Annotated in this window: 14 protein-coding genes and 4 tRNA genes; 7 read left to right on the top strand and 11 right to left on the bottom strand. The window is 55.8% G+C overall.

Translation table 11 applies throughout. From position 1 onward, the window contains the following. Positions 1-2: 2 nt before the first annotated feature. The 3 genes from lapB to U738_RS18400 form a co-directional block, all read right to left on the bottom strand. Entirely contained in the window at positions 3-1,208 is a 1,206-nt protein-coding gene (gene lapB, locus U738_RS18410; RefSeq protein WP_035583905.1) for a lipopolysaccharide assembly protein LapB, read from the bottom strand. Continuing rightward, positions 1,209-1,514, bottom strand: coding sequence for a LapA family protein (locus U738_RS18405; protein WP_035583902.1), 306 nt, complete (start codon positions 1,512-1,514; stop codon positions 1,209-1,211). Between the two features lie 99 nt (positions 1,515-1,613). Then, positions 1,614-1,910, bottom strand: a complete 297-nt coding sequence (locus U738_RS18400) for an integration host factor subunit beta (protein WP_007113226.1) — start codon at positions 1,908-1,910, stop codon at positions 1,614-1,616. 206 nt (positions 1,911-2,116) lie between these two features. On the opposite strand from U738_RS18400, the gene U738_RS18395 reads away from it, so the two are divergent. Next, on the top strand, positions 2,117-2,410 hold the full coding sequence (locus U738_RS18395) for an FAD assembly factor SdhE (RefSeq protein WP_035583899.1): 294 nt from the start codon (positions 2,117-2,119) through the stop codon (positions 2,408-2,410). After that, entirely contained in the window at positions 2,370-2,798 is a 429-nt protein-coding gene (locus U738_RS23630; protein WP_231896832.1) for a hypothetical protein, read from the top strand. Before U738_RS18395 ends, U738_RS23630 begins: the two co-directional genes overlap by 41 nt. Here the strand turns inward: U738_RS23630 and nadB are convergent. The 7 genes from nadB to uvrY form a co-directional block, all read right to left on the bottom strand. Further along, positions 2,775-4,376: an L-aspartate oxidase gene (nadB, locus tag U738_RS18385; protein WP_035583897.1), complete on the bottom strand. Its 1,602-nt coding sequence runs from the start codon at positions 4,374-4,376 to the stop codon at positions 2,775-2,777. The genes U738_RS23630 and nadB overlap by 24 nt on opposite strands. A gap of 535 nt (positions 4,377-4,911) precedes the next feature. Next, positions 4,912-4,998, bottom strand: a tRNA-Leu gene (locus tag U738_RS18380). Positions 4,999-5,066: 68 nt separating this feature from the next. Beyond that, positions 5,067-5,140 (bottom strand) — tRNA-Cys (locus tag U738_RS18375). 87 nt (positions 5,141-5,227) lie between these two features. Further along, a tRNA-Gly gene (locus U738_RS18370) sits at positions 5,228-5,302 on the bottom strand. A gap of 84 nt (positions 5,303-5,386) precedes the next feature. Then, a complete protein-coding gene (gene pgsA, locus U738_RS18365) occupies positions 5,387-5,935 on the bottom strand; it encodes a CDP-diacylglycerol--glycerol-3-phosphate 3-phosphatidyltransferase (protein WP_035583895.1) in 549 nt (182 codons plus the stop codon). A 96-nt stretch (positions 5,936-6,031) separates the two neighbouring features. Continuing rightward, on the bottom strand, positions 6,032-7,846 hold the full coding sequence (gene uvrC / locus U738_RS18360; protein WP_035583893.1) for an excinuclease ABC subunit UvrC: 1,815 nt from the start codon (positions 7,844-7,846) through the stop codon (positions 6,032-6,034). A 42-nt stretch (positions 7,847-7,888) separates the two neighbouring features. Beyond that, positions 7,889-8,539 (bottom strand): UvrY/SirA/GacA family response regulator transcription factor, encoded by a 651-nt coding sequence (gene uvrY / locus U738_RS18355; RefSeq protein ID WP_035583891.1) that lies wholly within the window; start codon positions 8,537-8,539, stop codon positions 7,889-7,891. A 189-nt stretch (positions 8,540-8,728) separates the two neighbouring features. Here uvrY and U738_RS18350 point away from each other — a divergent pair. Beyond that, a tRNA-Ala gene (locus U738_RS18350) sits at positions 8,729-8,804 on the top strand. 74 nt (positions 8,805-8,878) lie between these two features. Here the strand turns inward: U738_RS18350 and argF are convergent. Next, entirely contained in the window at positions 8,879-9,799 is a 921-nt protein-coding gene (gene argF / locus U738_RS18345; protein ID WP_035583889.1) for an ornithine carbamoyltransferase, read from the bottom strand. Positions 9,800-10,012: 213 nt separating this feature from the next. Here argF and grxD point away from each other — a divergent pair, with 213 nt between their 5' ends. From grxD to recR, 4 genes are all read left to right on the top strand, one after another. Further along, complete coding sequence (grxD, locus tag U738_RS18340) at positions 10,013-10,363, top strand: Grx4 family monothiol glutaredoxin (protein WP_035583887.1); 351 nt, start codon at positions 10,013-10,015, stop codon at positions 10,361-10,363. Positions 10,364-10,523: 160 nt separating this feature from the next. Continuing rightward, the gene (gene dnaX / locus U738_RS18335; RefSeq protein WP_035583885.1) at positions 10,524-12,527 is read left to right on the top strand and encodes a DNA polymerase III subunit gamma/tau; all 2,004 of its coding nucleotides are present in this window, start codon (positions 10,524-10,526) and stop codon (positions 12,525-12,527) included. A gap of 75 nt (positions 12,528-12,602) precedes the next feature. Next, entirely contained in the window at positions 12,603-12,929 is a 327-nt protein-coding gene (locus tag U738_RS18330) for a YbaB/EbfC family nucleoid-associated protein (RefSeq protein WP_035583883.1), read from the top strand. A gap of 3 nt (positions 12,930-12,932) precedes the next feature. Next, positions 12,933-13,538, top strand: coding sequence for a recombination mediator RecR (gene recR, locus U738_RS18325; RefSeq protein ID WP_035583881.1), 606 nt, complete (start codon positions 12,933-12,935; stop codon positions 13,536-13,538). Positions 13,539-13,547: the final 9 nt, after the last annotated feature.

Raw genomic sequence — 13,547 nt, 5'->3', positions numbered from 1 at the left:
AACTATTCTCCCTCTACGCCTATGACCGGCTTAATCGTGCCCCAGTAGCGGCAGCTGGGGCACTGCCACTGTAGCGCGTCGCTGGCAAAGCCGCAGCGTTGGCAGCGGTGGCGCGTACGGTTAAGCAGCAGCGCATCAGTATGATGTTTTAGTAGCAACAGGCGGGTATCAGGTGAGGGTTTTCCGCTAAGCCGCTGGCTTTCAATATATAGGTCGATCAGATAATCCAGCCCGCCTAAGCTTGGCACTGCGCGCAGGCGTTCGCCTATCAACTCAATCGCTTTGTCGACACCGTCACGCTGATGAACGAGCTGCCCTAGCGCAATAATGGTACTGGTGTAAGGTGCTTGCTCCAGTAGACGGTAGAGGTGAGCCTCAAAACCCGCTTCATCATTATTGCGCAAATAGGCGTGCTTGAGGGCAGGCAGGATGGTGGGAATATGAGCTATGTCCTGCCTCGGGATGTTGTCTAATCGCTCAACTGCGCGGGCATAATGTCCGTTGTCCATCTCTAATTCTGCCAGCAGCAGCGTGGCGCGAACGCAGTTTTCATCCAGTTGCAGGGCTTTCTTGAGGTGCTTTTTAGCCAGTGCTCGGCTGGCTTCACTAATTTCTTCCAGCGCCAGTTCGCATAGCCAGTGAGCCGCGGGACGGCGCATCTTGGGATACTGTTTGAGCAGCGGCTGGATCACATCGAAGGCTTGCTGCCAGGCTTTCTCGCGCTCCAATAAGTCGACGAGCAGCTGTTTGGCAGCATAGCGGTGATCATCATCACCGCTGTTTTCCAGCAGCGTATTGAGTAGCCGCTGCGCACGGTCGTGAACACCAAGGGTCATAAAGTCCCGGGCAAGTTCAAGCTGGATCTGTTCGTTGGTATGCTGCGAAAGGGCGGGCCGCGCCAATAGGTTTTGGTGAATGCTGACCGCTTTATCGGCCTCGCCGCGGGCGCGAAACAGTTTACCAAGCGCGATATGGGTATGAACCGTGTCGCTGTTGACCGAAAGCACGTTGATAAAGGTATTAATTGCTTCGTCGGGCTGCTCGTTAAGCAGGTAGTTTAGCCCGACGAAGTAATCCCGGGAGAGCGCCTGCGAGGAGGGCGCAGACGGCTGGGAGCGATGTCGGCGGCGTCCGGCTTGGCGATAACCTAACCCGTAACCGATGGCAATGGCGACCAACAGTACGCTTAGCAGCGCGACATCCAGCATTTATGCCAGTTCCTTGAACTCCTGGGTGCGTAGGCTATCCAGCTCTTTACGTTGCTGCTTATTGTGTCGCTGACTGCGGGCCAGGGTCGCCTTTAATCGCACGTAGACACCCAGCATGGCGAGCATGCCCAGCACAACGCCAAACACCAGTGTCGCTAGCAGCCAAACCGATAGCGATACCGCTGGCAGCTCCAACCAAATAAGGTTCAAGGCTATGGTTTGCTGATTATTAACGGCAAACAGAATGCCTACCAGCACTACAATGAGCAAAATGACGGCTAGAATCAGCCCTTTGATCCAACGCATGTGAGTTTCCTAGTCTGTGACGTTCACGGTAGCGCTATTGTGTACGACTCGAGCGGCGACGTCATCCCACAGAAGGTCGGATAACCCTAATAGCCGCGATTAGTAACCGAGTGCTCGACTAGCATCTACCTGCTCGCGTAGCTCCTTGCCTGGCTTAAAGTGCGGCACATACTTGCCTTCCAGATCAACCGCGTCGCCTGTTTTTGGATTGCGCCCTACCCGCGGTTCCCGGTAGTGCAGTGAAAAACTGCCGAAACCACGGATCTCAACGCGACCACCGCTAGAAAGAGAATCCGTCATGTCGTCCAGGATAATACGCACCGCCGTTTCAACATCTTTGGCGGACAACTCCGGCTGACGCATCGCAATTTGTTCGATTAATTCAGATTTAGTCATCGGTTGGCTCCCTGCAAACATTGAAGGCCGTGACGCGCTATCGACCTCGCTAACATCAAATTCAGCATACTGCGCAATTCACTATAAAACAATTCAGATAAAACAAGGTTCTAGGTACTTTTACAGCATAGGCGAAGTAGGGCGCTGGCGCGACCCTGTGGCTTAGGTATACTGGCCCTTCATTTCTTAGATCGGAGCGGCTGACGTTGAACGACGACAATTCCCCAGCAGCCATTTTGCGCAAACGGCTTTACTGGCACTCCCGGCGCGGCATGTGGGAGCTTGATCTGCTGCTTATCCCTTTTCTTGAACAGCGTTTTGACCATATCAGCGAAGCGGATCAACAGGCCTATCAGCAGCTGATTGAAGGTGAAGATCAGGATCTTTTTGTTTGGCTGATGCACCGCGAGTGGCCCGAGGAGCCTAGCCAGCGGCGTATCGTACAAATGATCGTTGAACATGCTGAAACCACCGATAATTCTGCCTATCGTACCCTCTAAGTATTGGCTACTGGCCCAATGTGGGTTGTTGATTGGGGTAGTGGTGCTGAGCTATTGGGTAGGGGGTAAGCTCGCGGCAGGGGCGATGGTAGTGTTAGGCGCTGCCTTTGGGTGGCGGGGCTATCTTCGCCAACCCAAAGGAGTGCTCTCGCTGACGTCGATGGGGTCACATTTCCAGGGCCGCTGGCTGCGCGATTCGCAGTCAGCGGAGGCGGGCCTGACCCAACATGAGGTGCAGGGTGAAGCGCATCAAGTGCACTGCGACTATTTAGGGCCCTGGTTGATCGGACTTTACGTGGGTAAACAGCGGGTTTGGCTCTGGCCTGATAGTGCGCCGCAAAAAAGCCTGCGAGAAACACGTAAGTTATTTCACCGTCCCGGTCGTTAAATCGGTTATCGAAAGCGCAGAGGCAATGGCTTCGGGCTGATGGTGGGGCCAGTCGGTGGCGTAATGCAGTCCGCGGGACTCATGGCGCTGCTGAGCGGCGAGTACCGTCAATATGGCTAGCTGTAGCGTTTGCTGTAAGCGTTTGCCTTCCGGGGCAGTTAAGGCCCCTTCTAGTTCTTCCAGGCTGTTTAGCAGCGCCTTCAAGTTCGCCAGGGCAGTATTTAGCCCGGTTGCGCTGCGCACAATGGAGACATGCTGGCTCATGGTGGTTCGCATCTGTTGGCGTATGGCGCTGAGCTTTGCCTTGGGAAAAACGGCTGCAGCCCGCGCCGGGGGCTGGAACTCGCTAATGTGGATAGTTTGGTCGCCTTGTTCCTGTCCGTCTGCTAACAGCGCCTGGGCACAGCTGCGTGCAAACACTAAACACTCTAACAGTGAGTTGCTGGCCATTCGGTTAGCGCCGTGCAGGCCCGTGCAGGCCGTTTCTCCGATAGCATAGAGGTGGGCTACGTCGGTGGCGCCTTGTAGGTTGGTGGCGACACCGCCGCAGCTATAGTGGGCGGCAGGCACCACGGGAATGGCCTGCTGGGTGATGTCGATGCCTCGGGAGGCACAGTGCCCCAGAATAGTGGGGAAGTGGTGACGAATCGCTTGTTCACCTAAATGGCGAATGTCCAGCCACACGTGCCCCAGGGAGCTGCGCTGTATTTCAGCATCAATGGCGCGGGCTACCACATCGCGAGGAGCTAATTCTGCGCGGTTATCCAGTGCCAGCATAAAACGCTGCCCCGCCTCGTTAAGCAAATGCCCGCCTTCACCACGAACTGCCTCACTAATCAAAAACGCCGGGCCTTCGGGGTCAAACAGGCAGGTGGGGTGAAACTGCTGAAACTCTAGGTTCATTAGCCTAGCGCCCAGCTCTGCGGCCATCATCATGCCTTCACCGCTGCTTGGAGCGGGCGTCGTGGTGTGGCGGTAAAGACCGCTTGCCCCGCCGGTTGCCAACACGGTATGGCGTGCGGTGAGCGAATGCCACCGGTGGTTAGTATCGTTGCCATAGGCTCCGCAGCAGGCGCCTTGATCATCTTTTAGCAGGCCGACTACGGTTAGATCGTTGCGTTGGGTTATGTTGGCATGCCGTGCAACGTTGGCTAATAAGGTGTCCACCACGGCGCGGCCTGTGGCGTCGTCAGCGTGGATGATGCGCCGGGCATTGTGACCACCTTCACGGGTGAGGTGATAAGGGTAGCGCGCGGCGGGGTCGGGCTCGGGTGTAAAGGGAACGCCCTTATCAATCAGCCACTGAATAGCCGCGGGTCCGTGGGTAACGGTAAAGCGAACGGCCTCGATATCGCATAGCCCATCACCCGCGATCAGAGTGTCGTTGATATGCGCTTCGAGATCGTCATCCGGCGAGAGCACGGCGGCAATACCGCCTTGGGCCCAACGGCTGGCCCCTTGGTCGTCTTGAGCGGGGCGCACCAGTGTTACTGACATATGATCAGCAATTTCCAGGGCAAGGGTCAGTCCAGCGACGCCGCCGCCAATGATAAGTACATCGGATGTTGGCGTGCTCATAGTGCCCGCTCCTTCTTGATACTGACCAAAATATTGCAACCCTTAGGGCCTGTTGACGTTTCAGCGCGAACCGCGTTGCACCACAAAGCGCGCCAGACAAGGCGCAAAACGCAGGGAAGGGTGGTTCCCTTTTCAAGTTTTGCAACGCCGTATGGCGCGCTTTGTGGTGTAACCCGTAGGGCTGGGCCCGTTTTTACCCGCGGCGGCGTTAGTCGTCGTTCATTTGGAACCACCAAACGTCTCTCCTCCTGCCTTGCCGCGAATAAAAACGGGCTCCAGCGCGGCCGCGAGTGAAACGTCAACAGGCCCTAGCTTCGCCGAGCGCAAATAGTTAGGAGGCAGGCATCATAGCGTGGCGATTCGCGTTTAGCGATGTTTTAGGGTAAGAAATACGTGATTCTGGGCGCTCAAATGAGCCATGTTCTGACGCACTGACGGTCGCAACAGAGGCAATGTAAATAGATAACCAGAATAAGAAGTTGAATCACTAGAAGAGGTAATGCGGAAGGCAGGGGGTAAGCAGCTAACTAGATAATGGTGCCCGGAGCCGGACTTGAACCGGCACGGGGTTTCCCCCGAGAGATTTTAAGTCTCTTGCGTCTACCGATTTCGCCATCCGGGCTATACATTACAAACAATCACATCACAATGCTGTTTCATGCTACTTAAAACATCATTGCGGTACAAAAATGGAGGCTGGAGTCGGAATCGAACCGGCGTACACGGAGTTGCAGTCCGCTGCATAACCACTCTGCCATCCAGCCTCAAGAGTCGTTAGGGCGGGAAAGGAGATACGATCGGACTGGCGCACCAGCTCACGACCCTAGCCTGCTTTACCACACTATCCAAGTTGGAGCGGGAAAGGAGATTCGAACTCCCGACCCTCGCCTTGGCAAGGCGATGCTCTACCACTGAGCTATTCCCGCTCGACTCGAGGGCGAATTATACGGATCGCCACCGGGTTGTCAATCAATGAATTAATTCGCGTTCCCTATTTACTAATCAGCAGCTTACATGGAACGGCTAAGATGCGGCCAGGCGGCTTTCAGGTACTGAATCATTGACCACAGCGTCAGGATAGCGGCGGTATACAGCACTACAACACCCAGCAGTGCAAATTCGTGCGACGGCGGCAGCGCCAGCAAGATTAGCAGCGACACCATTTGCAGGGTCGTTTTCAATTTGCCCACCCAAGAAACCGCCACCATGCCGCGTTTGCCCATTTCGGCCATCCACTCGCGCAGCGCTGAAATAACAATTTCACGGCCAATAATCACCAGCGCCGGAAGCGTTAGCACCAGGGTGTCGTAACGCTCGATCAATAACGCCAGGGCCACGACGACCATGAGCTTGTCGGCGACCGGGTCTAAAAAAGCGCCGAAGGGCGTTGACTGGTTCCAGCGTCGCGCTAAATAGCCGTCCAGCCAGTCGGTGATGGAGGCCAGTCCAAATAGGCCCGCCGCCACGGGCATGCTCCAACTGAAGGGTAGATAAAACAGCACCACCAGCAGTGGAATAAAGGCGATTCTCGCCAGTGTCAGTATGTTGGGTATGTTCATCGCAGGGTGCGATCCTTGCCGGAAAATCAGAGGATTCGAAGTGTCTGGGGCTCATTCTATCCCCCTTGGTCGATAGCATCCATGCCAAACGGGCGTTTATCCGTTGAGCGCCCGATAAATACTCTCTGCTAACGACGCATTAATGCCGGGTACGCGGGCGAGTTCATCGCGGCTGGCCTTTTGCACTCCCTGCAGGCCGCCAAAGAAACGTAATAACTCCCGCCGACGTTTAGGGCCAATGCCGGGAATATCCTGCAGGGTGGAGGTGCGTCGCGCTTTATCGCGCTGAGCACGGTGGCCCGCAATGGCGAAACGGTGTGATTCATCGCGAATATGCTGGATCAGATGCAAAGCGGGGGAGGCCGGGTCCAGATCGAGCGGGTTGTCAGCGGTTTCCACAAACAGGCTTTCGAGCCCCGCTTTGCGCGTAGTGCCCTTGGCGACGCCCAATAGCATGATGTTGCTGATGTCGAGTTGTTTAAACACCTCGCGGGCCATATTAAGCTGCCCCTTGCCCCCGTCGACGATCAAAATATCGGGGGCAATCGCTTCACCACTTTTTACCCGCTTAAGGCGCCGTGTCAGGGCCTGCTGCATAGCCGCGTAGTCGTCGCCGGCGGCGACCCCCTCAATGCGGAAGTGGCGGTAGTCGCTTTTACGGGGACCTTGATGATCAAAAACCACGCAGGAGGCAACGGTCGCCTCGCCGTGGCTATGGCTAATGTCGAAACACTCAAGACGCTGTGGCGTGTTCTCTAAGCCCAACGCTTTCTGCAGGGCGGTAAAGCGCTGGGTAAGCTGGGTTTGATTGGCCAGTTGCGAGGCCAGCTGCTGCTCAGCATTAGTAATGGCGAGCTGTTGCCACTGGGCGCGGTGGCCGCGCACTTGGCTGGTGACGCGAATGCGTTTGCCCGCCTGTTGGGTCAGCGCTTCGGCGATCAGTTCGCTGTCGTCTAACGGATGGCTAGTAATCACCTCGCTGGGCACGCTGTGCGGTTGACCAAAATAGTACTGGCTAACCACCTCGGTGAGTAGCGTCTCTAGCGGTAGGTCCAGATCGTTTTTTGGCGTGTGATGGCGTGCCCCCAATAGGCGGCCGTCACGGACGCTTAACACGGAAACACCCAGTGCACCGGGGCGCTGGGCGAGGGCAAAAATGTCGGCATCACCGCCACCGGTATCAACAAACTGGCGCTGCTGAAGCTGGCGCAACTGCTGAACCTGATCACGCAAGCGAGCGGCTTCCTCAAAGTTAAGCGCCTGGCTGGCGGCTTCCATCGCCTCCATCAGCTCCTGAGTCACACGCTCACTTTTGCCTTCAAGGCACATCACCGCGTGTTCGAGATCGCGTCGGTAGTCCTCGGCGGAGATATAGTCGACGCAGGGGGCGCTGCAGCGCTGAATCTGATACTGCAAGCAGGGGCGCGAGCGGTGGGCAAACACGCTGTCTTCGCAGTTGCGAATATGAAATATCTTTTGCATCAGCGCTAAGCTTTCGCGCACGGCGCCGCTGCTGGGGTAGGGGCCTAAATAGCGGCCGTCGTCGCTGCGTTGCCGGGCGCGTTTATACTCAAGAGCCGGGTAGGGGTGGCGGTCAGTGACAAACACAAACGGGTAGGACTTATCGTCGCGCAATAAAATATTGTAGGGCGGACGCAGTTGTTTGATCAGCGTTTGTTCGAGCAGGAGGGCTTCAGTTTCCGTGCGCGTGACGGTTACCTGGACGTCGGCGATACGCCCTACCATGGCCTGGGTTTTAGTATTCAACTGGCCGCGGAAATAGCTGGCAAGGCGCGTTTTTAAGCGCTTGGCTTTGCCTACATAGAGGGTGTTGCTTTGCTCATCAAGCATCCGATAAATCCCAGGCGAGGAGCTTACCGAGCTCAAGAACTGTTTTGAATCAAAGGTCATATCAGCGTGTAGGTACCCAATAACAGCAGGAGAAAAAGGGGGTTATATTTGGGTGCCGTCAAACCCCTCGACCAGCCCGTGACGAAGCGCTAGGTGAGTAAGCTCGACGTCGGTAGCCACCTGTAGTTTATCAAAGAGTCGGTAGCGATAGGTATTGACCGTTTTAGGGCTTAGATGGAGGCGATCGGAGATATCTTGCACACGCTGGCAGTTAACAATCATGAGCGCAATCTGTAGCTCACGGTGGGAGAGGTGGCTAAACGGATTATCCTCATCGGTAAAGTGTGACATAGCCAGCCGCTGGGCGATTTCTTGACTGACATGGCGTCGGCCATGGAACACCTGGCGGATGGCGTCGGTCATTTCTAGGGCATCTGCCCCCTTGCTCAAAAAGCCCGAGGCGCCGGCTTCGAGCATGCGGCGCAGTACGCTGTCTTCCATGTGTGCGGTTAAGATCAGCACCTTAACGTCTTTCATGCTGCGGTTAATACGCCGAGTGGCTTCAAGCCCGCCGATGCCTGGCATGCGAATGTCCATCAACACGATGTCGGGTTTTAAATGGCGGCATTGGGTTACCGCACTTTCACCGTCGTCGACCTCGCCCACAATTTTAATGTCGCGCTCTTCGTTTAGCAGGTGAGCAATGCTAGTTCTGACTAGGTGATGATCATCGGCGATAAGTACAGTGATCAATGGACAGGCTCCTGCTTGGAAACATCATGGGCTCAGGCGTTGGCCTCGGGCGCTGCTTTATCGTGTCAGCTGCATATAGAGTGCCACAGCTAACGACAAAGGAGAATTAGTTGGCCGCTGATGATGTGGATACTTGACCAAGATAAATGTTCAACGTAGTATTCGCCTCGCTGTTGACAGATAGCATGTGGGGCCTTAGCTCAGCTGGGAGAGCGCAACACTGGCAGTGTTGAGGTCAGCGGTTCGATCCCGCTAGGCTCCACCATTATTTTGCGTTACAAAGATTCCAGAAAAAAGCCTCGTTTAACAACGAGGCTTTTTTTCGACTTTAAAAGCTGATTACGCAGCGATTTTTCCTAGCAGTAAAAATTCAATTAGCGCTTTTTGCGCGTGCAGACGATTCCCGGCTTCCTGCCAAACTACCGCACGCGGGTCTTCGAGCAGGGTGTGGCTAATCTCTTCGCCGCGATGCGCGGGCAGGCAGTGCAGAAAGAGTACGTCCTGGTTGGCTTGATCAAGCATCGCTTCGGTGACTTGGAAACCTGCAAAGTCGGCCTCACGTTTCGCCTGTTCCTCTTCTTGGCCCATAGAAGCCCAGACGTCGGTGGTGATTAAGTCAACCTGTTTTACCGCTTCCTGTGGGTCGTGCAGCAGCGTCACTTGATCGCCAGCGGCCGCCATAATGTCTGCACGGGGCTCGTAGCCTTTGGGGCAGCAAATGCGCAGATGAAAACCAAACTGGCGAGCGGCATTGATCCAGGAGTGGCACATATTGTTGCCATCACCGATCCATACCGCTGTACGTCCTTTTACACTGCCGCGTAGCTCGGTCCAGGTCATCACGTCGGCAAGTAGCTGGCAGGGGTGGTAATCATCGCTCAAGGCGTTAATGACCGGTACGCTGCTGGCGCTGGCGTAGGTTTCTAGCCCTGCGTGGGAGAAGGTGCGAATCATGACCGCATCGACCATTTCAGACAGTACGCGAGCGGTGTCTTCAATCGGCTCGCCCCGGCCTAGCTGGGTATCCCGGGGGGAGAGAAATAGTGCGTGGCCGCCAAACTGCGCCATTCCCGTTTCAAATGAAACCCGCGTACGCGTTGACGATTTTTCAAAGATCATCGCCAGGGTGCGGTTGGGTAATGGTGTATAAACAGGACCTTGGGCTTTGAGATTGGTTTTGATCGTAATGGCGCGCTGGATCAAATAGTCCAGCTCATCCGGGGTCAAATCTAGCAAGGTCAGGAAATGGCGTGTCGCCATAAGAGCTTCTCTCCGCGTAAAAACACTATCCTAGCGATGCTGCAGGGGATGCGCAACGCGGACGGCATGCGTAGAATGCCCTTTACACGTTAAAGCCGAGCGCTCTACTCAGGTACTAGTCTTAAGTACTATTCGGGTTCAAGAACCCGGTTCAAGGGCCAAGCCAAGTAGATGGGTGAGAGGGTATCGGTCATTGATAAGCGAGGAGATAGTATGAGCACGACTGCCGAAAACATTCAGCGTCAAATTAGCGAAAATCCGATCCTGATTTACATGAAAGGGTCGCCCCAACTGCCTCAGTGCGGGTTTTCTGCCCAAACCGTTCAAGCGCTGATGAGCTGCGGAGAGCGTTTTGCATTCGTTAACGTTCTGGATAACCCGGATATTCGCACCGAGCTGCCCAAAATTGCCAACTGGCCGACCTTCCCCCAGCTGTGGGTAGAAGGTGAACTCGTGGGGGGCTGCGATATCGTGGTTGAAATGCATCAAAATGGCGAGCTTGAAAAGCTGGTAAAAGCGGCCGCTGAGCGTGCCGGTGCGGCGGAAGGCGGTGATAACGCCTAGGCGTTGTCGATTACTCCGTCTGCTGCTGGCGGTTGGCGGGCTGCGGTGCAGCCGCTAGAATGGCGTTTGTTATCGCATCGTCTTTGTTATGCATCTTGGCACTTGCCTCGCGCTGGCTACAGCGTGAGGTAAGGCAGCCCGCCGAAGGATATACAGCTTCATGAGCTATCAGGTTCTGGCCCGCAAGTGGCGGCCGCGCACATTCCACGAACTCGTGGGCCAGGCCCATGTTCAACGCGCCTTGGTCAATGCCCTTGATCAGGGCCGTCTGCACCATGCTTACCTATTTACGGGTACCCGCGGGGTGGGCAAAACCACCTTGGCGCGTATTCTTGCCAAATGTTTGAATTGCACCGCCAATGGCCGTGGTGATGAAGGCATTACCTCTACTCCCTGTGGACAGTGCGATAGCTGTCAAGCGATTGATGAAGGCCGCTTTGTTGATTTAATAGAGGTCGATGCGGCGTCAAGAACCAAAGTAGAAGATACCCGGGAGCTGCTGGATAATGTTCAGTACGCACCGACTCAAGGGCGTTATAAGGTGTACCTGATTGATGAGGTGCACATGCTTTCCACCAGCAGTTTCAATGCGCTGCTGAAAACGCTGGAAGAGCCGCCTCCCCACGTTAAATTTCTGCTGGCGACCACCGATCCGCAAAAGCTACCGCCGACGGTTCTCTCGCGCTGCCTCCAGTTTACCCTCAAACATATGCCGCCAGAGCGCGTGGTTGAGCACCTGACCTATGTACTGGGTGAGGAGCACGTTGAGTTTGACGAAAGTGCGTTATGGCTATTGGGTAAAGCAGCGGAAGGTTCCATGCGTGATGCCATGAGCCTGACCGATCAAGCCATTGCGTTTGGTCAGGGGGCGGTGCGCCATGCGGATGTGGCCGCCATGCTGGGCACCTTGGATCACCGCCATATTCTTGGGCTGGCAGAAGCCCTGGCCGATGTGGATGTGCAGCGCCTGCTGGGCGAGGTAGCCCAATTAGCCGAACAAGGCCCTGACTTTGCCGCGGTGCTGGATGAGCTTTCGAGCATGCTACACCGACTAGCGGTGGCGCAGATGGTGCCGGACGCCGTGGATAACAGCCACGGTGATCGTGACGTTATCCTGCAACTGGCGAGCCGCTTTACCGCTGAGGACATTCAGCTCTATTACCAAATTGGTATTCAGGGCCGCGGGGACATGGTGCATGCCCCTGATTTGCGCAGTGCGTTAGAGATGACGCTGCTGCGCATGCTGGCGTTTCGCCCTCAGGGGGTGCCGAAACCGCCGCGTACCCCGCTACCGCTGCGCCGCGAGCCTTCAGAGACGGCAGCGACTCAAGCGTCAGTGGTGGAGGCGGCTTCACCAGCGCCGCAGCCCGCGCCAGAAGCTGATACCCCGTCAGAAGCTCCGCCGCCCGAATCTCAGTCAAAGCCGCCAGCAGAGCCCCATCCGCAAGCGTCCGTGCCTGCTGCCGAAGAGAAACCTCCGCTGCAAGAGCCACCTCCTTGGACTCTCGAAACTGATACAGCAGCGTCCGAGATTGATGCTCCCCAGCAAGCTGCTGAGCCAGCGGCGATGGCTGAGCCTGAGCGTGCTAATGAGCCAGAGCCAACCGTAACCCCTGAACCAGCCGCTGGGGCTGAGACTGTAGAGCCCACCACGGCTGAGGCGCCAACAGCTCAACCAGAGGCTCTTTCAGAAGCCAGTCCAGAAACTCAGTCAGAAGCCATTCCCGAAACCGTTCCTGAAGCCGTTCCTGAAGCCCTGTCAGGCAAGCTGGACAATGCTAAGTGGCTGGAGTGTTTTGACTCCCTGGGCTTGGGCGGCTTAACCCGTAACTTGGCGGGCAACTGCTTGGTCGAGAGCGACGACGGCACGTTGCTGACGCTGCGCTTAGATCCCAGTCAAGAAGCAATGCAGGCTGAGGTACACCAAACGCGTATTGAGCGGGCGCTCAAGGAGCAGGGTATACCCCGGCGAATAGCGTTTTACGTTGCCGAGTTGTCTAATAGCCTGGAAACGCCCCGCCAGCGCGAAGAGCGCCTTAATAAAGAGCGCCATGCCCAGGCGGTTGATCTACTCAATCACGACCCACATGTACAGAAGTTACAGCAGGCGTTTGGGGCAAAGCTGATAGAATCCAGCGTAAAGCCTGCCGACGCGATACGCTAAGCGCTTGTCATTGAGTCGAAGCATTAACATCTTTTTAACTAGAAAATTTTAACTACGTACGTTGGAGATCAGACCATGCTTAAAGGTGGAATGGGCAACTTGATGCAACAAGCCCAAGAAATGCAGGAAAAAATGCAGCGCGCCCAAGAAGAGGTAGCGAAAACCGAAGTACAGGGCGAAGCGGGTGCCGGTATGGTGAAGGTCACCATGAACGGTCGCCACGACGTTTCCAACGTGTCCATTGACCCCAGCGTGATGGAAGAGGACAAAGAGTTGCTGGAAGATTTGTTAGCGGCGGCGGTCAACGACGCAGTGCGCAAATTGGAAGTTAGCTCTAAACAGAAGATGGAAGAAGCCACGGCGGGTTTAAACCTTCCGCCTGGCTTTAAGATGCCGTTCTAAGCAATGCGTTTTTCTCCTCTCGTTGAGCAGTTAATGGAAGCGTTTCGCATACTGCCAGGCGTTGGGCCCAAAACGGCCCAGCGCATGGCGATGCACCTACTTGAGCGTGAACGACCAGGTGGGCAGCGACTAGCTTCGGTCATTCAACAGGCGATTGAAGAAGTCGGTTATTGCCAGCGTTGTCGAACGCTCACCGAAGCTGATATCTGTGCGCTGTGTGAGAGCCCGCGTCGGGATGATGCGCTGCTTTGCGTGGTGGAATCGCCCGCCGATCAACTGGCGATTGAAGAAGCCGGTGGCTTTAAAGGGCGCTATTTTGTGCTCCATGGGCACCTTTCGCCGCTAGATGGCGTGGGGCCAGAGTCGATTGGTTTAGACTTGCTGGAAGCACGCGTTGCTGAAGGGCTCATTGAAGAGGTGGTGTTGGCGACTAACCCCACCATCGAGGGTGAAGCGACTGCCCATTACATTGCTGCGCTGCTATCTGAACATGGCGTCAAACTTTCTCGGCTCGCTTATGGCGTTCCCATGGGCGGTGAACTGGAATACGTTGATGGCGGTACCTTAAGCCGTGCCTTTAATGGTCGTCTGCCGTTTGCCAGCGAATAAGCCTACCTA

The organism is Halomonas sp. TG39a, from assembly GCF_000744395.1.
Lineage (GTDB): Bacteria > Pseudomonadota > Gammaproteobacteria > Pseudomonadales > Halomonadaceae > Vreelandella > Vreelandella ventosae_B.
Note: the sequence above shows the minus strand (reverse complement) of the source record. Positions and strands in the feature narration are given on the sequence as shown.

Coding starts and splice junctions, on each gene's coding strand:
- U738_RS18405 (WP_035583902.1), bottom strand. CDS start 1,514: ATGCGTTGGATCAAAGGGCTGATTCTAGCCGTCATTTTGCTCATTGTA.
- U738_RS18330 (WP_035583883.1), top strand. CDS start 12,603: ATGCTTAAAGGTGGAATGGGCAACTTGATGCAACAAGCCCAAGAAATG.
- pgsA (WP_035583895.1), bottom strand. CDS start 5,935: ATGAACATACCCAACATACTGACACTGGCGAGAATCGCCTTTATTCCA.
- grxD (WP_035583887.1), top strand. CDS start 10,013: ATGAGCACGACTGCCGAAAACATTCAGCGTCAAATTAGCGAAAATCCG.
- recR (WP_035583881.1), top strand. CDS start 12,933: ATGCGTTTTTCTCCTCTCGTTGAGCAGTTAATGGAAGCGTTTCGCATA.
- U738_RS23630 (WP_231896832.1), top strand. CDS start 2,370: ATGCTGAAACCACCGATAATTCTGCCTATCGTACCCTCTAAGTATTGG.
- uvrC (WP_035583893.1), bottom strand. CDS start 7,846: ATGACCTTTGATTCAAAACAGTTCTTGAGCTCGGTAAGCTCCTCGCCT.
- lapB (WP_035583905.1), bottom strand. CDS start 1,208: ATGCTGGATGTCGCGCTGCTAAGCGTACTGTTGGTCGCCATTGCCATC.
- argF (WP_035583889.1), bottom strand. CDS start 9,799: ATGGCGACACGCCATTTCCTGACCTTGCTAGATTTGACCCCGGATGAG.
- dnaX (WP_035583885.1), top strand. CDS start 10,524: ATGAGCTATCAGGTTCTGGCCCGCAAGTGGCGGCCGCGCACATTCCAC.
- nadB (WP_035583897.1), bottom strand. CDS start 4,376: ATGAGCACGCCAACATCCGATGTACTTATCATTGGCGGCGGCGTCGCT.
- U738_RS18400 (WP_007113226.1), bottom strand. CDS start 1,910: ATGACTAAATCTGAATTAATCGAACAAATTGCGATGCGTCAGCCGGAG.